General features: G+C 71.4%; 19 protein-coding genes. 11 read left to right on the plus strand and 8 right to left on the minus strand.

The features are described from left to right. Window positions 1–21: 21 nt before the first annotated feature. From ACH4SP_RS19215 to ACH4SP_RS19240, 6 genes are all read left to right on the plus strand, one after another. On the plus strand, window positions 22–1,263 hold the full coding sequence (locus tag ACH4SP_RS19215; RefSeq protein ID WP_398417184.1) for a prenyltransferase/squalene oxidase repeat-containing protein: 1,242 nt from the start codon (window positions 22–24) through the stop codon (window positions 1,261–1,263). Continuing rightward, window positions 1,260–2,027: an SCO2322 family protein gene (locus ACH4SP_RS19220; protein ID WP_398416417.1), complete on the plus strand. Its 768-nt coding sequence runs from the start codon at window positions 1,260–1,262 to the stop codon at window positions 2,025–2,027. The genes ACH4SP_RS19215 and ACH4SP_RS19220 overlap by 4 nt, the downstream gene beginning before the upstream one ends. Continuing rightward, window positions 2,024–3,172: an energy-coupling factor transporter transmembrane component T gene (locus ACH4SP_RS19225; protein WP_398416418.1), complete on the plus strand. Its 1,149-nt coding sequence runs from the start codon at window positions 2,024–2,026 to the stop codon at window positions 3,170–3,172. The genes ACH4SP_RS19220 and ACH4SP_RS19225 overlap by 4 nt, the downstream gene beginning before the upstream one ends. Further along, window positions 3,169–4,872 (plus strand): ABC transporter ATP-binding protein, encoded by a 1,704-nt coding sequence (locus tag ACH4SP_RS19230; RefSeq protein WP_398416421.1) that lies wholly within the window; start codon window positions 3,169–3,171, stop codon window positions 4,870–4,872. Before ACH4SP_RS19225 ends, ACH4SP_RS19230 begins: the two co-directional genes overlap by 4 nt. Next, complete coding sequence (locus ACH4SP_RS19235; protein ID WP_398416423.1) at window positions 4,869–5,777, plus strand: ECF transporter S component; 909 nt, start codon at window positions 4,869–4,871, stop codon at window positions 5,775–5,777. The genes ACH4SP_RS19230 and ACH4SP_RS19235 overlap by 4 nt, the downstream gene beginning before the upstream one ends. Before the next feature lie 340 nt (window positions 5,778–6,117). Then, entirely contained in the window at window positions 6,118–6,525 is a 408-nt protein-coding gene (locus ACH4SP_RS19240) for a transglycosylase SLT domain-containing protein (protein WP_398416425.1), read from the plus strand. Window positions 6,526–6,545: 20 nt separating this feature from the next. Here the strand turns inward: ACH4SP_RS19240 and ACH4SP_RS19245 are convergent, their stop codons facing one another. After that, window positions 6,546–7,841 carry an alpha/beta hydrolase family protein gene (locus ACH4SP_RS19245; RefSeq protein WP_398416428.1) on the minus strand — a complete coding sequence of 432 codons (1,296 nt, stop codon included), beginning with the start codon at window positions 7,839–7,841 and terminating at the stop codon, window positions 6,546–6,548. A 191-nt stretch (window positions 7,842–8,032) separates the two neighbouring features. Next, entirely contained in the window at window positions 8,033–9,202 is a 1,170-nt protein-coding gene (locus tag ACH4SP_RS19250; protein WP_398416430.1) for a steroid 3-ketoacyl-CoA thiolase, read from the minus strand. A 222-nt stretch (window positions 9,203–9,424) separates the two neighbouring features. Here ACH4SP_RS19250 and ACH4SP_RS19255 point away from each other — a divergent pair, with 222 nt between their 5' ends. Further along, window positions 9,425–10,669 (plus strand): cytochrome P450, encoded by a 1,245-nt coding sequence (locus ACH4SP_RS19255; RefSeq protein WP_398416432.1) that lies wholly within the window; start codon window positions 9,425–9,427, stop codon window positions 10,667–10,669. 15 nt (window positions 10,670–10,684) lie between these two features. Here the strand turns inward: ACH4SP_RS19255 and ACH4SP_RS19260 are convergent, their stop codons facing one another. Together ACH4SP_RS19260 and ACH4SP_RS19265 are read right to left on the minus strand one after the other, a co-directional pair. Continuing rightward, on the minus strand, window positions 10,685–10,945 hold the full coding sequence (locus ACH4SP_RS19260; protein ID WP_398416434.1) for a DUF2087 domain-containing protein: 261 nt from the start codon (window positions 10,943–10,945) through the stop codon (window positions 10,685–10,687). A 76-nt stretch (window positions 10,946–11,021) separates the two neighbouring features. Continuing rightward, on the minus strand, window positions 11,022–12,086 hold the full coding sequence (locus ACH4SP_RS19265; protein WP_398416436.1) for a serpin family protein: 1,065 nt from the start codon (window positions 12,084–12,086) through the stop codon (window positions 11,022–11,024). Between the two features lie 209 nt (window positions 12,087–12,295). On the opposite strand from ACH4SP_RS19265, the gene ACH4SP_RS19270 reads away from it, so the two are divergent. Beyond that, window positions 12,296–12,631, plus strand: coding sequence for an antibiotic biosynthesis monooxygenase family protein (locus ACH4SP_RS19270; protein WP_398416438.1), 336 nt, complete (start codon window positions 12,296–12,298; stop codon window positions 12,629–12,631). 71 nt (window positions 12,632–12,702) lie between these two features. Here the strand turns inward: ACH4SP_RS19270 and ACH4SP_RS19275 are convergent, their stop codons facing one another. After that, window positions 12,703–13,311, minus strand: a complete 609-nt coding sequence (locus tag ACH4SP_RS19275; protein ID WP_398416440.1) for a hypothetical protein — start codon at window positions 13,309–13,311, stop codon at window positions 12,703–12,705. 1 nt (window position 13,312) lies between these two features. Next, window positions 13,313–13,879 (minus strand): hypothetical protein, encoded by a 567-nt coding sequence (locus tag ACH4SP_RS19280; protein ID WP_398416442.1) that lies wholly within the window; start codon window positions 13,877–13,879, stop codon window positions 13,313–13,315. 176 nt (window positions 13,880–14,055) lie between these two features. Here ACH4SP_RS19280 and ACH4SP_RS19285 point away from each other — a divergent pair, with 176 nt between their 5' ends. After that, window positions 14,056–14,562 carry a GNAT family N-acetyltransferase gene (locus tag ACH4SP_RS19285; protein ID WP_398416444.1) on the plus strand — a complete coding sequence of 169 codons (507 nt, stop codon included), beginning with the start codon at window positions 14,056–14,058 and terminating at the stop codon, window positions 14,560–14,562. Between the two features lie 58 nt (window positions 14,563–14,620). On the opposite strand, the gene ACH4SP_RS19290 is transcribed toward ACH4SP_RS19285, so the two are convergent. After that, a complete protein-coding gene (locus ACH4SP_RS19290) occupies window positions 14,621–16,732 on the minus strand; it encodes an MDR family MFS transporter (protein ID WP_398416446.1) in 2,112 nt (703 codons plus the stop codon). A gap of 304 nt (window positions 16,733–17,036) precedes the next feature. Here ACH4SP_RS19290 and ACH4SP_RS19295 point away from each other — a divergent pair, with 304 nt between their 5' ends. Both ACH4SP_RS19295 and ACH4SP_RS19300 read left to right on the plus strand, forming a co-directional pair. Further along, complete coding sequence (locus ACH4SP_RS19295; protein WP_398416450.1) at window positions 17,037–17,975, plus strand: peptidoglycan-binding protein; 939 nt, start codon at window positions 17,037–17,039, stop codon at window positions 17,973–17,975. Window positions 17,976–18,245: 270 nt separating this feature from the next. Further along, window positions 18,246–18,908, plus strand: coding sequence for an HAD-IA family hydrolase (locus ACH4SP_RS19300; RefSeq protein ID WP_398416452.1), 663 nt, complete (start codon window positions 18,246–18,248; stop codon window positions 18,906–18,908). Between the two features lie 131 nt (window positions 18,909–19,039). Here the strand turns inward: ACH4SP_RS19300 and ACH4SP_RS19305 are convergent, their stop codons facing one another. After that, the gene (locus ACH4SP_RS19305; RefSeq protein WP_398416454.1) at window positions 19,040–19,621 is read right to left on the minus strand and encodes a TMEM165/GDT1 family protein; all 582 of its coding nucleotides are present in this window, start codon (window positions 19,619–19,621) and stop codon (window positions 19,040–19,042) included. Window positions 19,622–19,841 lie beyond the last annotated feature (220 nt).

Consider the following 19,841-nt stretch of genomic DNA (forward strand, 5'->3'; position numbering starts at 1 on the left):
GTCGGTAGAATGCCCGGCATGATCACCCTTCGCCGCAGCGCCGCAGCGCTCGCCGTCACCGCCGTCGTCGGCGCGGTGGCCGCCCCCGTCGCCTCCGCCGCGCCGACCCCGTCGCCCGTCGCCGTTCCGTCCGGGCTGTACGGGAAGGGGGACCCGACGTACGACGGCGTCTTCCGGCAGTCGCTGGCACTGCTCGCGCAGAAGACGGCCGGGGTGAAGCCTTCCGCCAAGGCCGTGGACTGGCTGGTGGGGCAGCAGTGCGACAACGGTGGCTTCGCGGCCTTCCGGGCCGACGCGGGCAAAGCCTGCGACGCGAAGACCATGGTCGACAGCAACGCGACGTCCGCCGCCGTGCAGGCGCTGAGCGCGCTGGGCGGGCAGGACGCGGCCGTGAAGAAGGCCGTCGGCTGGCTGAAGACCGTACAGAACAAGGACGGCGGTTGGTCCTACGCACCGGGGACGCCGTCCGACTCGAACTCCACGTCGATCGTCGTGGGCGCGCTGGCCGCCGCGGGCGAGAAGCCCGCGGACTGGAAGGGCAAGGACGGCAAGTCGCCGCTCGTGGCGCTGCTCTCCTTCCAGATCAACTGTGACGGGAAGCCCGAGAACCAGGGTTCCTTCGCCTTCCAGCCCGACAAGTCCGGCAAGCTCTTCCCGAACGCCGACGCGACCGCCGCCGTGGTGACCGCCTCCCTCGGCAAGGGCCTGGTCGTCGACGCCCCGAAGGCGAACAAGGCGATCGAGGCCGCCCCGGGCTGCAAGGAGGGCATCTCCGACCCGGAGACCGCCGCGTCGGCGGGCTCCGACTACCTCTCCCGGCTGCTCGCCAAGAACGACGGGCACCTGATGTCGGCCATGCCCGGCGCCGAGTCCCAGCCCGACTTCGGCAACACCGCCGACGCCGTCGTGGCCCTCGCCGCCGACGGGCACAAGGACGCCGCCGCCAAGTCCGCCGACTGGCTGGCGAAGAACTCCGCCGCCTGGGCGAAGACGACAGGACCCGCCGGGTACGCCCAGCTGGTCCTCGCCGCGCACGCCACCGGCATGGACCCGCGCTCCTTCGGCGGCGCCGACCTCGTCGAGCAGCTGAACGCGACCGGCCCCGCGCCCGAGGTGGAGAAGGACGGGACCGACGCCGAGGACACGAAGAAGGACGAGGGCGGCTCTTCCGCGACCTGGTGGATCGTCGGCGTCGCGTTCGTGGCGAGCATGGGCGCGGGCTTCCTGATCAGCGGGCGCAACAAGAAGAACCGGCAGCTGTGAAACTCCGGACGAAGGCCGGTCGGAACCGTCGGGCGAGGCCCGGCGCACTGCTGGTGACGGCGGCGGCCGCACTGTTCGCGCTGGCGCCGACCGCACAGGCCACGCACAGCACGCAGGCCGCCGACGCCTATTCCGTCTCCGACGCCTATTCCGTCTCCGACACCGCCTCCTCCGGGTACCGCTACTGGTCGTTCTGGGAGCGCAACGGCTCCAAGTGGTCGTACGCGACCCAGGGCGCGTCCACCACGCACCCGGCCGACGGCGCCGTGCAGGGATTCCGGTTCGCTGTGAGCCAGGACTCGCAGGACGCGGCGAAGCCGCGCGGGGACGACGACTTCGGCGCCGTCTGCGCGAAGACCCCGGCCAAGGAGGGCACCAAGCGGATCGCTCTCGTCCTGGACTTCGGCACCGCCCAGGACGCGCCCGCCGGTGAGACGCCGCCCGCGCCCCGCACCGTATGTGCGCAGGTCGAAGCGGATGCGACGACCGCCGAGGCGCTCGCGGACGTGGCGAAGCCGCTGCGCTACAACAACGCGGCGCTGCTGTGCGCGATCGCCGGCTACCCGAAGGCCGGATGCGCGGAGCAGGTGGCGGGGAAGTCCTCGGCCGCGTCCTCCCCCGCACCCGCTGCTTCTGATTCCGCTTCCGCTTCGGGCCAGGACGGGAGCGGCGGCGGTCCGTCCGCCGGGCTGATCGTCGGGTTCGCAGCCGTCCTGGTGCTCGGCGGGGCCGCCGTGTGGCAGGCACGCCGCCGCCGGGGATGAGCACAGTCGTCCCGGGTCTGCGCGCCCCCGCCGCCAGCCGCAGCAACGCCCTGCACGCCGGGGCCTGGTGGCTGTGGGCGCTCGGTCTTGCCACCGCCGCGTCCCGGACCACCAATCCGCTGCTGCTCGGGCTGCTGGTCGGGGTCGCCGGTTACGTGGTCGCCGCGCGCCGCACCGATGCGCCGTGGGCGCGGTCGTACGGGGCGTTCGTCAAGCTCGGGCTGATGGTGCTGGTGATCCGGCTGGTGTTCTCGGTGTTCCTCGGGTCGCCCATTCCGGGGCAGCACGTACTGTTCGCGCTGCCCGAGGTGCCGCTGCCCGACTGGGCGAAGGGCGTGCGGCTCGGCGGGAAGGTGACCGCCGAACAGCTGGTCTTCGCTCTGTACGACGGGCTGAAGCTGGCCACCCTGCTGATCTGCGTGGGCGCCGCGAACGCGCTCGCCAATCCGGCCCGGCTGCTGAAGTCGCTGCCCGGTGCGCTCTACGAGGCGGGTGTGGCGGTCGTCGTCGCGATGACCTTCGCGCCGAACATGGTCTCCGACGTCGTCCGGCTGCGGACCGCCCGACGGCTGCGCGGCCGGCCCACCGGCGGTGTGAAGGCGCTGGTCCAGATCGGTCTGCCGGTCCTTGAGGGCGCGCTGGAGCGGTCCGTGGCACTGGCCGCTTCGATGGACGCGCGGGGGTACGGGCGGACCGCCCAAGTCCCGCCCGCGGTACGGCACTTGACGACCGCCCTCACCCTGGGTGGACTGCTCGGTGTGTGCGCCGGGACGTACGGACTGCTCGCGGCCGAGGGCGCCGGGTACGGACTGCCGGTGCTGCTGATCGGGCTCGTCGCCGCCATGGCCGGACTGCGGCTCGGCGGGCGGCGCAGCGTGCGCACCCGGTACCGGCCGGACCGGTGGGGAGCGCGGGCCTGGCTGGTCGCCGGGTCCGGGGCGGCCGTGGCGGGGCTGATGATCTGGGCCGGTTCGTACGATCCGGCGGCCCTGCACCCAGGGGTGCTGCCCCTGGTGGCGCCCGAACTCCCGGTGTGGCCCGCGCTGTCGGTGCTGGTCGGGCTGCTGCCCGCGTTCGTGGCCCCCGTACCCGCACCGCCGACCGCTTCGAAAGAAGCCGCTGCTTCGAGAGAGAACGTGAAGTGATCCGGTTCGAGAACGTCTCCGTCCGGTACGACGGCGCCGACACCCCCGCTCTCCAGGGCATCGACCTCACCGTCCCCGAGGGCGAGCTGGTGCTGCTCGTCGGCCCGTCCGGAGTCGGCAAGTCGACACTGCTCGGCGCGGTGTCCGGTCTGGTACCGCACTTCACCGGGGGCGTACTGACCGGCCGGGTCACCGTCGACGGCCGTGACACCCGCACCCACAAGCCGCGCGAACTCGCGGACGTGGTCGGCACCGTCGGCCAGGACCCCCTCTCCCACTTCGTCACCGACACCGTCGAGGACGAGCTGGCGTACGGCATGGAGTCGCTGGGCGTCGCCCCCGACGTGATGCGGCGGCGCGTCGAGGAGACCCTCGACCTGCTCGGCCTCGCCGACCTGCGCGACCGCCCGATCGCCACCCTGTCGGGGGGCCAGCAGCAGCGCGTCGCCATCGGGTCCGTCCTCACCACCCATCCCAAGGTCCTCGTCCTCGACGAGCCGACGTCCGCCCTGGACCCGGCCGCCGCCGAAGAGGTCCTGGCGGTGCTCCAGCGTCTCGTCCACGACCTGGGCACGACCGTGCTGATGGCCGAACACCGGCTGGAGCGGGTCGTGCAGTACGCCGACCAGGTCGTCCTGCTGCCCGGCCCCGGTCTCGCCCCTGTGATGGGCAAGAGCGCCGCGGTGATGGCCGTCTCCCCCGTGTTCCCGCCCGTGGTGGGTCTCGGCCGGCTGGCCGGGTGGACACCGCTGCCGCTGTCCGTACGGGACGCCCGGCGCAGGGCCGCCGCGCTGCGGGCCGAGCTGGCGGACCGTACGCCTGCCGCGGACGCCCCCGTACCCGACGCACCGCCCGTCGCCGAAACGGCCGGGCTCTCGCTGCGCCGGGGCCGCGTCGAGGCCCTGCGGAACGTGACCCTGTCCGTACGCCCCAGGGAGACGGTGGCCCTGATGGGGCGCAACGGGGCAGGGAAGTCAACCCTGTTGAACGCCCTGGTCGGCATGCACGAGCCGTCGTCGGGCCGGGTCCTGGTCGGCGGCCGCGTTCCGGCGAAGACCTCGCCGCGCGAGATGGTGCGCCGAGTGGGCCTCGTACCGCAGGAGCCGCGCGACCTGCTGTACGCGGACACGGTCGCCGCCGAGTGCGCCGCGGCCGACCACGACGCGGGCGCGGACCCCGGCACCTGCCGGGCACTGGTGAGCGCGCTGCTGCCGGACGTACCCGACTCCACCCACCCCCGTGACCTGTCGGAGGGGCAGCGCCTCGCTCTGGCCCTCGCCCTCGTACTCACCGGGAAGCCTCCTCTCCTGCTGCTCGACGAGCCGACGCGCGGTCTGGACTACGCGGCGAAGGCCCGGCTGGTCGGGATCCTGCGCGGACTGACGGCCGACGGTCACGCCCTGGTGCTGGCCACCCATGACGTGGAGCTGGCCGCCGAACTGGCGCACCGGGTGGTGATCCTCGCCGACGGGGAGATCGTCGCGGACGGGCCGACTCCGGAAGTGGTCGTGTCCTCTCCTTCCTTCGCGCCGCAGGTGGCGAAGGTCCTCGCACCGCAGCAGTGGCTGACCGTGCCCCAGGTGGCGAAAGCACTGGGTCGGGCAGTACCGGGGCGGGATGCACCTGATCGAGACGGACTGGGTCGGGGTGCGCACGGCCGGGGTGTGCAGGAACCGGACACTCAGGAGGACGCACGGTGAGCGCTGTCCGGCCGGTGCGGCTCGGGCCCCGCTCCGTCGCCGCGCTCGTACTGGTCAGCCTGGTCGGGGTGATCGCCTTCGGGTGGCCGCTGCTCGCCGACTCGGCCGCCGGGCTCGCGCACTCCAAGGACGCGCCGTGGCTGTTCGCCGCGCTGCTGCCGCTGCTGGTCGCGGTGGTGGTGGCGACGATCTCGGACTCGGGTCTCGACGCGAAAGCCGTCGCGATGCTGGGGGTGCTGGCCGCCGTGGGTGCGGCGCTGCGCCCGCTCGGGGCGGGGACGGCCGGCCTGGAGCCGATGTTCTTCCTGATGGTGCTGAGCGGCCGGGTACTGGGGCCCGGCTTCGGTTTCGTCCTCGGGTCGGTCACGATCTTCGCCTCCGCTCTGCTCACCGGTGGGGTGGGGCCGTGGATGCCTTTCCAGATGCTCGCCATGGGCTGGTTCACGATGGGCGCCGGCCTGCTGCCCGGCTGGGAGCGGCTGCGCGGGCGGGGCGAGCTGGTGCTGCTCGCCGTGTACGGGTCGGCGGCCGCCTTCTTCTACGGCACGGTCATGAACCTCCAGGGCTGGACGTACATCGGCGGCCTGTCCACCGGTGTCTCCTTCGTACCGGGCGACCCGCTGCACGAGAACCTGGTCCGCTTCCTCGCGTACTGCCTGGCCACCTCGGTGGGCTGGGACCTGGGCCGGGCGGTCCTCACGGTCGTCCTGACACTGACGGTCGGCCCGGCCCTGCTGAAGGCGCTGCGCCGGGCGACCCGACGGGCGGCCTTCGAAGCACCGGTCGCCTTCGAGGTCCCGCCGCCCGGCCGGGAGGCCCCGCCCGGCCCCGGGTCGCTGCCCGGCCCAGGATCGACGCCCGCTCCCGGGGCGCCGTCCGCTCCCGAGATCTCGCCCAAGTCGTAGCCGCCCGGTTCCGCTCCGTACGGAACCGGGTCCCGGTGGTGTGAACCGAGCCATAGGACCTTGGTCCTTCACTATCCGGGGTAGTAGATCGTCCGGCCCCTCACTCACCCCTGCCACACCCCCTGTGAGCTGGAGAATTCCTCCCGGTACGAAGTCGGCCCTTTGTACCCGCGCCGCCGCTTCCACTAGTAGGAGCGGTGCTTGCGGGGCCGGACCACGGCTGCTTCATTGGTTCAGCCGCAGGGCGCCGGACGGCTCCGCTTTCCGCCGTGGTGCCCCTCCCCCCGAAGCCTCAGGGCATCGCGTGCGGCGGTTCTGTCCCCGACGTTAGGCCCCCTTCGTGTCGTTCGCTTTCATCAGCCGTTTCACCGCCCGCCAGAAGACCGCCGTCGTCGGCGCCACCGCCCTGCTGGGTGCTGCGGGTGCCGTCCTCGGATCGTCCTCCCCGGCAGCGGCGGCCCCCGCGTCCGCCCAGGACGTGGCCCGGCAGATGATGCCCGCGGCCCAGTACCAGTGCTTCAGCAACATCGTGTCGCAGGAGTCCGGCTGGAACCACCACGCCACCAACGCCTCCTCCGGTGCGTACGGCCTGGTCCAGGCGCTCCCCGCGTCGAAGATGTCCTCGGCCGGCGCGGACTGGAAGGAAAACCCGAAGACCCAGATCAAGTGGGGTCTGAACTACATGGAATCCCGCTACGGCAGCCCGTGTGGCGCGTGGGACTTCTGGCAGCAGAACCACTGGTACTGAGCCCTGCCGTTCACTGGTCCCTACCGGCCCAGTGCGACGAACCACCGCGCTATCTGCGGTATGGACTTCTTGAAGGCCCCGAAGTGGTCGACCTCCCCCTGGTCGACCACCGGGGCCTTCAGCCCGTTGTCCGCCAGGTCGGCGGCGCAGGTGCGCGCATTGCCGATGGGTACGTCGGTGTCGCCGGACGAGGTGTGGAGCCGCACCGGCACCCTGGGCTTCCAGTCGCAGGTGCCGTCGTTGGCCTCGATCGCCTTGAGCAGTGCGCCGCTGGGGTGGCGCATCTCCTCGTAGAAGGCGGGGGTGAGAAGTTCCTTCACCGAGCCGGGCAGGTTCTTGACGACGTCCTCCTCGGTGTGCCTGGTGTCGAAGAGCTGCTCGACGACCTTGGCGTAGGGCTGCCGGAAGACCTCGGCGGGGTCCTTGTAGAGGGGGTGGATCCGGTTCTGGGCGGTGAGGAAGTACGAGGTGTAGAAGAGGCCGCTCATCGGGTTGACCCGGCCGTCGTACAGCGCCGGTATCTCCGTGCCACTCAGGTCGTACGGTCCGGCGACGGGGGCGAGGGCCTTCAGTCGGAAGTGCCGGTCGCCGCCGGTGCTGCCGGCGCCCCGGGCCAGCTCACGGCCGACCGCCATCGCGACCTGGCCGCCCTGCGAGAAGCCGGTGGCGTAGACGTCGCCGTTCAGCGCCCGGCCGAGCTGCTTCGCTGCCTGCCGCGAGGCCCGCAGCATGTCGACCGTGGCGGTGACGGCGGACTTGGTGTCCATGTACGGGTGCAGGCCGGGCCCCTGGCCGAGCCCGAGGTAGTCGGGGGCCGCGACCGCCCGGCCCGTACTCGCGTACAGGTAGGGCGAGAGGCGGCCGAAGTCGTCGCCCACGGAGGGGGCATAGTCGCGGTGGACCATGGTGCCGTGCGTGTCGGAGACGATCGGCAAGCGGCGGTCGCCGCTCTTGGGCAGCCCCTTGGGCAGCACGAACAGTCCGGTGGCGGTGGTCGGGGCGCCCTGCGGCGTCACCGTCCGGTACGTCAGCCGGTATGCGGCGAGGCCGTACCGCACCAGCTGCGCGTCCGCCTCGACGCCCCCCTTGGCCACGAACGCGGCGACCTCGCCCCGGTCCAGTTCGCCGAGCGGGGTGACGGAGAGCAGAGCGCCCCGATCGGCGTGCTTCTGCGCCGCCGGCGCGGAGGCGGCCGGTATGGCAGCGGCAGCCGGGGTGACGGTAGGTGCCGTGGCCGCCAGCGCCGGAGCTGCTGCGAGACCGGCGAGAGCAACGGCGGTGACCAGTGCGGTAGTTGCAGCGCGTGTTTGCTTCATGTCTCGACATTAGGTACGCCGCTGATCCACCACCATGTGGCTGGCCGCACTGTTGAGGTGCGCTCAACACCACCCCCAGAATGCGGCAAACCGCAGGGCACCCCGCGCACTGCCCACGGAGCACTGCCCACGGACCGTTCTCGCCCGCACCCGCACCGTACCTGCGCCGTACCCGCGCCGCACCCGCGTCCTCACAGCCGCTGAATGATCGTCCCCGTCGCCAGCGCCCCGCCCGCGCACATCGTGACCAGCGCGAACTCCTTGTCCCTGCGCTCCAGTTCGTGCAGCGCCGTGGTGATCAGCCGGGCTCCGGTCGCGCCCACCGGATGACCGAGTGCGATGGCGCCGCCGTTCACATTGACCTTCTCCAGGTCCTGCTCGAAGACCTGCCCCCAGCTCAGCACCACCGAGGCGAAGGCCTCGTTGATCTCGACGAGATCGATGTCCTTGAGCGACATGCCCGCCTTGCCGAGCACCGCCCGCGTCGCGTCGATCGGCCCGTCCAGGTGGTAGTGCGGGTCGGATCCGACCAGCGCCTGCGCGACGATCCGGGCCCGCGCCTTGAGCTTGAGCGCCCGCGCCATCCGCTTCGACGCCCACATGAGCGCGCACGCGCCGTCGGATATCTGCGAGGAGTTCCCCGCGGTGTGCACGGCCGTCGGCATCACCGGCTTCAGCGCGCCCAGGGCCTCCATCGACGTGTCGCGCAGCCCCTCGTCCCGGTCGACGAGCCGCCACATGCCCTGGCCCGCAGCCTGCTCCTCCTCGTTCGTCGGCACCTGCACGGCGAACGTCTCCCGCTTGAAGCGCTCCTCCGCCCATGCGGTCGCCGCCCGCTCCTGCGACAACAGGCCCAGCGAGTCGACCCGTTCCCGGGTCAGCCCCCGGTGCCTGGCGATCCGCTCGGCCGCCTCGAACTGGTTGGGCAGATCCACGTTCCACTCGTCCGGGAAGGGCTTGCCCGGCCCGTGCTTGGAGCCGCTGCCCAGCGGCACCCGGGACATCGCCTCGACACCGCAGCCGATGCCGATGTCGATGACTCCGGCCGCGATCATGTTCGCGACCATGTGGTTGGCCTGCTGCGAGGAGCCGCACTGACAGTCGACGGTGGTCGCCGCCGTCTCGTACGGAAGCCCCATCGCCAGCCATGCGTTGCGCACCGGGTTCATCGACTGCTCACCGGCGTGCGTGACGGTGCCGCCGACGACCTGCTCGACGCAGTCGGCGGGGATGCCGGTGCGGCCGAGCAGCTCCCGATAGGTCTCACCGAGCAGATAGGCGGGATGCAGGTTGGCGAGCGCGCCCCCGCGTTTGCCGATGGGGGTGCGTACGGCTTCGACGATGACGGGTTCCGCGGCCATGAGCTCGTCCTCTTCTCACCAGGTACCGGAGTCTTCAGCAGGATTGCAGAGCAGGAATCCAGGAAGAATTAGTACGCGTTCTAGTTCTGCTGCCAGTCTCGTGAAGAACGGCCCGACTGCGCAAGGGTCTTGCCACTTGTAGAACTCGTTACTACCTTGCGGACAACTTCTGATGGGTCGTCAGACGTGCGCCAGTGATGCGTCAGTGAGAGGAAGTTGCCGATGTCCTGCCCCGTCCTCCCCGAAGGGTTCGACTTCACCGATCCCGACGTACTCCAGTCCGGCATCCCCCTCCCCGAATTCGCGGCGATGCGGCAGACCGCACCCGTCTGGTGGTGTGCGCAGACACCCGGGATCTCCGGGTTCGACGACGCCGGCTACTGGGTGGTGACGCGGCACGAGGACGTCAAGTACGTCTCCACGCACCCCGAGCTGTTCTCCTCGAACACCAACACCGCGGTGATCCGCTTCAACGAGTCGATCAGCCGCGACCAGATAGAGGTCCAGAAGCTGATCATGCTGAACATGGACCCGCCAGAGCACACCCGGGTCCGCCAGATCGTGCAGCGCGGCTTCACCCCGCGCGCCGTCCGCTCCCTGGAGGACGCGCTGCGCGACCGGGCGCGGAAGATCGTCGAGGCGGCGGTGGCGGAGTCCCAGAAGGGCGACGGCAGCTTCGACTTCGTCACGAACATCGCCGTGGAACTCCCCCTCCAGGCGATCGCCGAGCTCATCGGCGTGCCGCAGGAGGACCGCAGCAAGATCTTCGACTGGTCCAACAAGATGGCGGCGTACGACGACCCCGAGTACGCGATCACCGAGGAGATCGGCGCCGAAGCCGCCATGGAGATCGTCTCGTACTCGATGAACCTGGCGGCCGCGCGCAAGGAGTGCCCGGCCAAGGACATCGTGTCGCAGCTGGTCGCGGCGGAGGGCGACGGGAACCTGGCCTCCGACGAGTTCGGCTTCTTCGTGATCCTGCTGGCCGTGGCCGGCAACGAGACCACCCGCAATGCCATCAGCCACGGCATGCACGCCTTCCTCACCCACCCCGAGCAGTGGGAGCTGTACAAGAGGGAGCGCCCGGGGACGACCGCCGAGGAGATCGTCCGCTGGGCGTCGCCGATCGTGTCCTTCCAGCGGACCGCGACGCAGGACCTGGAGCTGGGCGGGCAGCGGATCAAGAAGGGCGACCGGGTCGGGATGTTCTACTCCTCGGCCAACCACGACCCGGAGGTCTTCGAGGAGCCGGAGAAGTTCGACATCACCCGCGACCCGAATCCGCACCTGGGCTTCGGCGGCGGCGGTCCGCACTTCTGCCTCGGCAAGTCCCTCGCGGTCCTGGAGATCAACCTGATCTTCAACGCCCTCGCGGACGCACTCCCGGACCTGCACCTGGCGGGCGACCCTCGACGGCTGCGCTCGGCCTGGCTGAACGGAATCAAGGAGCTTCGGGTCAGGACATGACCCTTGTCCGTGCGCCTACGCGCTGATGCGGTGGTAGCTGCTGCCGTCCTTCGTACGGGACAGGAAGCCGCCCTCGACGAGATAGCGGCGCAGCGCCGAACAGTCCTCGTGCACGGCCCGGATCGCGTCGTTGACCTCGCGCTCGGTGTAGTCGCGGCCGGAGACGAAGAGGGTCTCGGTCAGATGCGCGAGCAACTGCGCGCGACGGGCGGGCTTGCGCGGTACGGACGTGAGCCGCCCGCCGGAGAAGAACGCCTCGACACCTTGGCCCGACACGGGTGACTCCCAGCCTCTGCGACAACAACGAATGCGACATCGATGAGTGCGACAACGATGAACACAAGGCTCTGTTCTAGCCGTTGGGGACGCCCTCCTGCCACGCATTAAACAGCGGGACCTCCCCGCTCGCGTCGAGCACGACGACCCCGAAGGGCCGCTCGAAGCGGATCGTCTCGGTACGCAGCGGGGGCGGTGCGGCACCGGCCGCCATCGGCACCACGCTCACGGCGGCAGCCTCCACCCCCTCCTCCGCGACCTTGAGGACGGCTTCCTGCACCACCCGTGAGACGGCGAGGGGCTCCGGGGACATCCCGGAGAAGTCGGCGGACTCCGTGGTCGCCCGGTGGATGCCCCATGCGGCCAGGTGGCCGGTCACTTCGACGGTCGTACGGAGCGAGAGCCGGGGCAGTGCCAGCGCCACGAGGTCGGTGTCGAGCGGCACCCTGTCACCCGGCCCGGCCCACCCGGCGGGCAGTACGTCCCGCGGCCCGGCACTCTCCGCCCCCAGCAGGAAGCGCACCCTGGCCGGGGCACCGCCCTGCTCCGCACGGCAGCGGAGCTCCACCACCCTGGTCGGGCCGACCGTCCAGGCGTCCGCGAGCGGAACCCCCTTGTGCATGGTCGGCACCCGGTGCCGTGTCCCCGCGGCATCCATGAAGTCGCACTCCCGGGTCGCCCAGGGCTCGAAGGGGACCTCCCAACGGGCCTTCAGCGCGAGGGCATTCACCACCGCGAGCAGGATGTCGTCCCCCAACCGCACCGGCAGCCGCTCGACCAGACCGCCCGTCACGGCCCGTACCCAGTCGTCGATCTCCGCCGGATCGAGCCGCCCCACGGCCACCCCCGGCAGCGCCTCCTGGAACTCCCGGTGCACCGGCACCCTGCTCCACACACAGCTCGCCACCCCGAGCGCCTCGGTGCCCCGAAGCACACGCTCCGCCTCGCCCACGGCCTTCGCCGCGTCGTCCCCCGCGAACCCGAGCAGTCGCCGCAGCTCGTCGGCGGTCTCGCCCTTCGCCCCGGCCGCCACCACGCCCAACGCCAGCCACAGCCCGGCCGGCGACCGCACGAAGTCCCCGCTCCCGGTCAGCCCCAGCCACCGCTCGGCAAACCGCCTGATCTCCGCCCCGTCCCACATGACCGTCCCCCTCGCCTCTCCAACTCCCCGTGTCCCGGCCCCCCGACTTCCCGGCGCCCGGCCTCCCCGCCTCCCGGTCTCCCGGTCTCCCGGGCCCAAGATCCCCGGACCAACGACACTACCGACCGCCACTGACAACGGCGTCCGAGCGGACCGCGCACCGCTGCCCGCCCCGCCCGGTGTCAGTCCCGTACGGCAGGATGGAACGCATGAGCATCGTGAAGATCAACGCACTGACCGTGCCCGCCGAGCAGCGGGAGGTCCTGGAGAAGCGGTTCTCGTCGCGCGCCGGGTCCGTGGAGAGCTCCGACGGGTTCGAGTGGTTCGAGCTGCTGCGGCCCGTCGAGGGCACCGACCAGTACCTCGTATACACGCGCTGGCGCGACGAGGAGTCCTTCAAGGCGTGGATGGAGGGCCCGATGAAGGAGGCGCACCAGCGCGGAGCGGGCGGCGGAGAAGGCGGCGAGCGTCCCAAGCCCGCCGCCTCCGGCTCCACCGTGTGGTCGTTCGAGGTGGTCCAGCAGGCCGGTCCGAAGACTGCCTGAGACCGCCCGGGACCGCCTGGGACCGGCTTGTATCCGGTCGTCCGGTTCTTCCGGTCGCCCGGCCTTCCGGTCTACATCTGGAGCAGCCGCTCCGTCACCTCGCGGTACTTGCGCAGGGCGACCCGCAGTTCCTCCGTCTCCGCCTCCCGGTCCTCGGACTCCCAGGCGCCGCGGAGCGAACGGCGGTGCTCGGCAAGGGTCTCCGCGACGTGACGGGTGGCCTCCTCCAGTACGTGGTCGGCCTCCTCGACCGCACGCCGCGGCTCGTCGACGAAGTGGTTGACGGCCTGCTGGAGGCGCAGCCCCAGCTTGTCGCGCTCACCGTGCGGAAGGAGATGTGCGCCGCGCCCCTGGCCCGGTGCCTGTGCCGGTGCCTGTGTCTGTGTCTGTGTCTGTGTCGACGGAACCGGCGGCCCAGGTACCGTTCCTTGCCCCTCCGACGGCCGGTGCAGCGGGCCGACCTCGTTCGATCCGCCCGCCCCGGTCACCCCGAAGTCCCGTGCGGTGCGGCCCGGTTGACCGGCCTGCGCCGGGTCGTGCAGCGCGTCCGGCTCTGCTTCCGCGCCGCGCTCCGAGGGGGTCGGCACCCGGTGTGCCCCGGCGTCCCCACCCTGACCACGGCCCTGCCCCTGCCCCTGCCCACTGTGCGCGGGCCTCTCGTTTCCGGCCTCGTACGTCATGTCAGACTCCACTCCCCTTGGTGTGCCGGCCCAGCGGGCGCGGATCCGTCACCAGCGCCTCGAACAGAGCACGGGCCTCGACCACGGCCTCCCGCATCTCCTCCGTACCGCCGTCGCCGCGTGCCGCGCTCCGCACCCGGCGGAAACCGTCGAGGTGCGTGGCGTGGTGCACGGACAGTGCCTCGAACTGCTCGGTCTCGCCGTCCGGATAGCCCCGTTCGACGGCGACCGCCGACAGCAGCCGGTCCGCTTCGGCGACCGCCTTCTGCGGGGAGTCGACGAACTGTTCCTGCACTCCGGCCCAGTGGGCGACGTAACTCTCGTGCCTCTCTCGCGGCAGCTCACGCGGGCGGAAGCCGCCGTACCGCTTCACCCGCTCGTTCAGCTCGTGCTCGGCCGCCTGGGCGTCGCCGCCGTGCCGGGCCAGCACCCTCTCGTACTCGGGGCCGAACCGCCGCTTCAGACCCCCGCCGCCCACCCGGCCCCGTCCGGGACCGAGGAAGACGACGGCAGCCGCGACGGCGACCACTACCACCACGATCAGCACAATGATCAGGACTGTGGACATGCTCTGCCTTTCCGGTGCTCGGTGCTCGGTGTCCGGTGTCCGGACTCGGTGCTCGGGACCCGGGTGCACGGTGCGCGGTGCTCGGGCTCGGGGCCCGCAGGTGCACGGCCCCTCGCCACACCGGGTAGCCCGTAATCCGGTGGCCAAACGGCCGCCGTCTCGGGTACAGAGATGCGATGACCTGGATCATCACCACCGAACACCCCCGCACTCCGGACGCGACCACGCTGCGCCGCGACTACTACGACGAGGTCGCGAGCCGCTACTGGGAGCGCCCCGCCACGGAGCGGGAGATCGACGAGGGGCTGACCGACGACGGCACGGATCTGCTGGTGCCGCCGACCGGCACGTTCGTCGTCGGGCGCTACGAGGGCAAACCGTCGGCATGCGCCGGGATGGTCCTGCTCGACGCCGAACTGGCCGAGCTGACGAGGGTGTTCGTACGTCCCGAAGCGCGCGGCACGGGCGGCGGCGGGCGGCTGCTGAAGGCGATCGAGAAGACCGCACGCGCGTACGGCGCCAAGCGCATCCAGCTCGACACCCGCAACGACCTGGTGGAGGCGCGCGGCCTGTACACCAAGCACGGTTACCGGGAGGTCGAGGCGCTCAACGCGAAGCAGTACGCGGAGCACTGGTTCGTGAAGGACCTGACGGACTCGCCCGACACGAAGGACCTGACATGAAGAACTGACGGAGGCTGACGCACCTGAGAGAGGCCCGACGCCCGCCGGCCACCGGACCTCAGCGGCCCAGCCGCTCCCTCCGCACCTCTGCCGTCCCCGTCGGCCGCTCCCCGTCCGACCCGCACATCTCGCCGCTCAACTGCTCCACCAGCTCGGAAAGGTCGTCGTACCGCTCGGGCACCCACCAGTCGCCGAGCAGCTCCGCGAGGGACTCCTCGCGAGCCACCGCCAGCCGGTCGGCGACGGCCGCGCCCCGGTCCGTCAGCAGCAGCGCGAGCCCCTCGCGCCTGGCCAGCCCGCGCTCCTCGGTCTGCCGTGCCGCTTCCCAGATCACTTCGGGGGGTACGGTGCTGCGCTCGGCCAGCAGCGCCGGCTGGACGAGTCCGCCCCGCCGCATCCGCAGCAGCAGCCAGCTCGCGGCGGGGAGGTGGTCGTACCCGGCCCGCGCGGTGATCCTCTCGTACGCGGCCCGGCGTCCGTCCCGGGTGCCCAGCACCGACAGGGCCCGCGCCACCTCGTCGTGCGAGGACCGCTCGACGGGGTTGGCAGCGAGGGTCTGCGACGCCTCGGGGGCGGTGACGGAGCCGCGCAGCCTGTCCTCTTTGAGGAACCATGCGAGGACGAAGGCGACGACGCCGACCGGGGCCGCGTACAGGAACACATCGGTGATCGCGGAGGCGTACGCGTCGAGCACCTCGGGCCGCAGCGCGGCCGGGAGCCGGGCGATGGCCCGCGGGTCGGACTCCAGCCGGGCGACGTCGAGACCGGGCGGCAGCTGCTGCCCGGCCAGGGCGGCGGACAGTTTGCCGTCGAGCCGCCCCGTGAAGATCGTGCCGAAGACGGCGACGCCGAACGACGCCCCGATCGACCGGAAGAAGGTCGCGCCCGCCGTGGCCACGCCCAGGTCCTCGTACGGCACCGCGTTCTGCACGATCAGCACCAGCACCTGCATGACGAGGCCGAGCCCGGCGCCGAAGACGAAGAAGCTGAGGCTCATCTGCAGGGTGCTGCTGGTCGCGGTCAGCTGGTGCAGCAGATACAGGCCGACGGTCGTGACGGCCGTGCCGACGACGGGGAAGACCTTCCAGCGGCCGGTCCTGCTGACGATCTGCCCGGACCCCGTGGTGGAGATCAGCATGCCGAGCACCATCGGCAGCATGTGCACGCCGGACATGGTCGGGCTGACCCCCTGCACCACCTGCAGGAAGGTCGGCAGGTACGTCATCGCACCGAACATCGCGAAGCCGACCACGAAGCTGATGACCGAGCTGAGGACGAAGGTCCGCACCGTGAACAGCCTCGGCGGAAGCACCGGCTCCGCCGCCCGCCTCTCCACATGGATGAAGGCGGCGAGCACCACCACGCCCAGCACTCCGAGCCCGACGATCTGCGGCGACGCCCATGCCCAGGTGGTGCCGCCGAGGGAGGCGATGAGGACGAGGCAGGTGGCGAGGGAGGCGATGAGGAAGGTGCCGAGGTAGTCGATGCGGTGCTTGGTGGTACGGACGGGCATGTGCAGGGCGGCGGAGATGACGACGAGGGCGACGATGCCGACGGGCAGGTTGATGTAGAAGACCCAGCGCCAGCTCAGGTGCTCGGTGAACAGTCCGCCGAGCAGCGGCCCGAGCACGCTGGTGGTGCCGAACACGGCCCCGAAGAGCCCCTGGTACTTGCCGCGTTCCCGGGGAGCGACGATGTCCCCGACGATCGCCATGGCGAGCACCATCAGCCCGCCGCCGCCGAGCCCCTGCAGCGCCCGGAAGGCGATGAGCTGCGGCATGTTCTGCGCGATGCCGCAGAGCACGGACCCTACGAGGAAGATCACGATCGCCGTCTGGAAGAGCTTCTTGCGCCCGTACTGGTCGCCGAGCTTGCCCCACAGCGGGGTCGCGGCGGTCGCGGCCAGCATGTACGCGGTCACCACCCACGACAGGTGGTTCATGCCCCCGAGATCGCTGACGATCGTCGGCAGCGCGGTCGACACGATGGTCTGGTCGAGGGCCGCCAGCAGCATGCCGAGCAGCAGCGCACCGATGGAGACGAGCACGGCCCGCTGCGGCAGCCCTTCACCGGGCGCGGGAGCGGGACCGTGCGGCGGCTCCTGGCCCTGTCGGCCTTGGGCCCGCTGCGGTTGCTGAGGCTGGTGTGCCTGCCGATCCTCCTGAGCCATACCTCCATCCTGGTCGTTCTGTACGGATACGGCCTGCCGAGCGGGCCCCGCCCCGGCCCTGGCCATTGGGCCCCGGCGCCCGGGTCTGCATAATCGCTGGCAGTTCGAGGGAGGGGACCCCATGGAAAACGGACACCTATGTCCTGAATGCGGTACGGAACGGGCAGCACCGGACGGAAACAGACCGGGCCCGGGTGCCCCCACCTGCGACTGCGCCCGCCGGGCCGCGGACGCACACCACGCGGAACGTACGGCGGCGATAGCCGACGCGGAGGACTTCAACCCTCTCCGCATCCGCCCGTACGTGAACCTGGGCAGCCCGGAGGAGGACACCCCGCCGGACACCTCGACCCTTCCGGCATTCGACGAGGAGCACGGCCCCGGGGGCGGAGCACCGGGGACAGCGCCCCGGACACCGGGCACCGCACGCCCGACCCCGGCCCCGGCCGCAGCCCAGCCCCCTGCTCCCGGCCCGCCTTCCGACCACACCATGCCGCTGCGCGCAGTCCAGGCCCCGTACACCGACGGACCGGCCCCGTACGCCGACGGACCTGCCCCGCGCACCGGTGGACCCGCCCCCCACACCGACGGACCGGCCCCGTTCACCGACGAGTCCGCCCCGTACGCCGACGAACCGCCCCGTCGCCGCCGAGGCCGAGGCGCCGTCCTCCTGGCCGCCACGGCCGCCGCCGTGATCCTCACCGGCGCCGCCTTCGCCGTGGGCGCCTTCGACAGCGACCCCGGCGACACCCGCGCGCTCCCCGCCGGCGGCACCCCCACCGCGGTCCCCACGCGGGTCACCGAGTCGCGCGCCGAGAGCACCCCGTCGCGCACCGCCTCCGCACCGCCGTCGCCGACCGCGACCGCTTCTCGCACCGCACGCCCCACGCCGACGCGCGCGACCCGCTCAACGGCCCCCTCGCGCAGGCCGGTGCCCCCTCCGTCGAAGGCTCCGACGGCCCCCGCGTCCTCGCCGGTCGCCCCGCCGACGTCCGAACCCCCGGCCGAGACCCTGCCGCCCGGCTCCCTCGCGCAGGGCTCCACCGGCCCGGACGTGACGGAGCTCCAGGACCGGCTGTCCCAGGTCTGGCTCTACAACGGCGCACTGGACGGGCGCTACACCTCCCGCGTCACCTCCGCCGTCGCCTCGTACCAGTCGCGCATGGGCATCGACGACGACCCGGAGGGCGTCTACGGCCCGGCCACCCGCGCCTCCCTGGAGGACTACACCGACGAGCCGTGACGGGCCGCACGGCCGACTGCACGACCGACTTCGCAACCCGCTCCGCGACCGGCTTCGCGACCCACTCCGTGACCGGCTTCGCGACCCGCTCCGTGACCCGAATCTCGTTTCCGCACCACGGGGCGGGGTGGCGCGCGCCCTCCCTGTTTTGTATCGTTCAAGAACAAAGTGGTTCCGTCCGCGTACCCTGACCGGTGGACGGAACCGCTTGTTTCTTTGCACAAGCCCGCGCACCCAAGCATCCGCAAGCTCGCGCCCTGGAGTCTGAAAATGCCCAGCACCACCGTCCTGCCCTTCAAGGCCCTCCTCCTGGACATGGACGGCACGCTCGTCAACTCCGACGCCGTGGTCGAGCGCTGCTGGCGGGAGTGGGCGGTCGAGCACGGCCTGGACCCGGTCGAGGCGCTCAAGGTCGTCCACGGCCGGCAGGGCTACGCCACGATGGCGGTCCTCCTCCCGGACCGCCCCATGGAGCTCAACCACGCCGACAACAAGGTGATGCTGGCCAGGGAGACCGCCGACACCGACGGTGTCGTCCCGGTCCCCGGCGCCCCCGCCTTCATGGCCGCGCTGGCGAACCTGCCGCACGCCCTGGTCACCTCCGCCGACGAGAAGCTGGCGCAGGCCCGGATGACGGCCGCCGCGCTGCCGATGCCGAAGGTCCGCGTGACCGCCGAGCTGGTCGGCGCGAGCAAGCCGGACCCGGAGGGCTTCCTCAAGGGCGCCGCCGAACTGGGCTTCGACGCGGCCGACTGCATCGTCTTCGAGGACTCCGGCGCGGGCATCGCGGCGGGCAGGGCCGCCGGAATGCGGGTGCTGGGCATCGGCCCGCGCGCGGGCGCGCACGACCCGACGGCGCTGGTGGCGGACCTGACGCAGGTGCGCATCGAGACCGCCCCCGACGGCACGACGGCCCTGCACATCACGGCCTGAACCACCGCTTCCGTACGGACGCGGAATTCCGCAAGCACACGCGTGCGCAGGTTGAGAACGCGTACGCACACAGAAGGAGGGGCGGCCCGCAATCACTGCGGGCCGCCCCTCCTTCGTACGCCTGCCGAGCCTCAGCCCGCGATCGCCTCATAGAGGCTGAAGGCCGCCAGCGCCAGCATCAGGCACGCCGCCACCTTGGTGATCAGCCGCAGCGGCACCCGCTTCATCAGCGCCTGGCCACCCACGATGCCGAGGCCCGCGACGGCCCACAGCGCGAGGACCGCGCCGATGCCCACCGACACGGGGTTGTCGTAGCGGGCGGCCAGCGTCGCCGTCATGATCTGCGTGATGTCGCCGAACTCGGCGACCAGGATGAGCATGAAGCCCGCGCCGGAGACCTTCCAGAAGGACTGGTCCCGCGGCGGCTTGATCTCTTCGTCGTCATCGTCCTTCTTGAACAGGAGCACCAGCGCTCCCGCCAGGAACAGCACGCCCACCACCGACTGCACGATCCACTGCGGCAGCAGGGTCAGCACGCTGCCCGCCGCGATGGCGATGCAGACGTGCACGAGGAAGGCGGCGGCGACGCCCGCGAAGACGTAGCTCGCGCGGTAGCGGGTGCCGAGCATCAGTCCGGCGAGAGCCGTCTTGTCGGGGAGTTCGGCCAGGAACACGGTCCCGAAGGTGATGGCCATGATGGTGAAGCTGATCATGGAAGGGGTTTTCCTCAATCGGTCGGGCTGCCCGAACCGAGAGACCTGACTGTTTCCGGGGTCGCTTCGGCACGACAGCGTCATCGAAAACATACGAGAACAACTGCGGCCGAAGGTCTCGCTGGCCGACGGGAACGGTCCGTTCCCCTCTGCCTCCGGGCGCCGGCTGAGCGTGCTCAGCAGTATGTCGACGGTCCGGCGAAGAGCTACTCCCCTTCTG

Origin of the sequence: Streptomyces sp. NPDC021093, assembly GCF_044333135.1 — a bacterium.
Taxonomy (GTDB): Bacteria; Actinomycetota; Actinomycetes; order Streptomycetales; family Streptomycetaceae; genus Streptomyces.

Excerpts from the sequence above, each read along its gene's own strand:
- ACH4SP_RS19225 (WP_398416418.1), top strand. The coding sequence starts at position 2,024 with ATGAGCACAGTCGTCCCGGGTCTGCGCGCCCCCGCCGCCAGCCGCAGC.
- ACH4SP_RS19245 (WP_398416428.1), bottom strand. The coding sequence starts at position 7,841 with ATGAAGCAAACACGCGCTGCAACTACCGCACTGGTCACCGCCGTTGCT.
- ACH4SP_RS19250 (WP_398416430.1), bottom strand. The coding sequence starts at position 9,202 with ATGGCCGCGGAACCCGTCATCGTCGAAGCCGTACGCACCCCCATCGGC.
- ACH4SP_RS19255 (WP_398416432.1), top strand. The coding sequence starts at position 9,425 with ATGTCCTGCCCCGTCCTCCCCGAAGGGTTCGACTTCACCGATCCCGAC.
- ACH4SP_RS19265 (WP_398416436.1), bottom strand. The coding sequence starts at position 12,086 with ATGTGGGACGGGGCGGAGATCAGGCGGTTTGCCGAGCGGTGGCTGGGG.
- ACH4SP_RS19270 (WP_398416438.1), top strand. The coding sequence starts at position 12,296 with ATGAGCATCGTGAAGATCAACGCACTGACCGTGCCCGCCGAGCAGCGG.
- ACH4SP_RS19275 (WP_398416440.1), bottom strand. The coding sequence starts at position 13,311 with ATGACGTACGAGGCCGGAAACGAGAGGCCCGCGCACAGTGGGCAGGGG.
- ACH4SP_RS19280 (WP_398416442.1), bottom strand. The coding sequence starts at position 13,879 with ATGTCCACAGTCCTGATCATTGTGCTGATCGTGGTGGTAGTGGTCGCC.
- ACH4SP_RS19285 (WP_398416444.1), top strand. The coding sequence starts at position 14,056 with ATGACCTGGATCATCACCACCGAACACCCCCGCACTCCGGACGCGACC.
- ACH4SP_RS19290 (WP_398416446.1), bottom strand. The coding sequence starts at position 16,732 with ATGGCTCAGGAGGATCGGCAGGCACACCAGCCTCAGCAACCGCAGCGG.
- ACH4SP_RS19300 (WP_398416452.1), top strand. The coding sequence starts at position 18,246 with ATGCCCAGCACCACCGTCCTGCCCTTCAAGGCCCTCCTCCTGGACATG.
- ACH4SP_RS19305 (WP_398416454.1), bottom strand. The coding sequence starts at position 19,621 with ATGATCAGCTTCACCATCATGGCCATCACCTTCGGGACCGTGTTCCTG.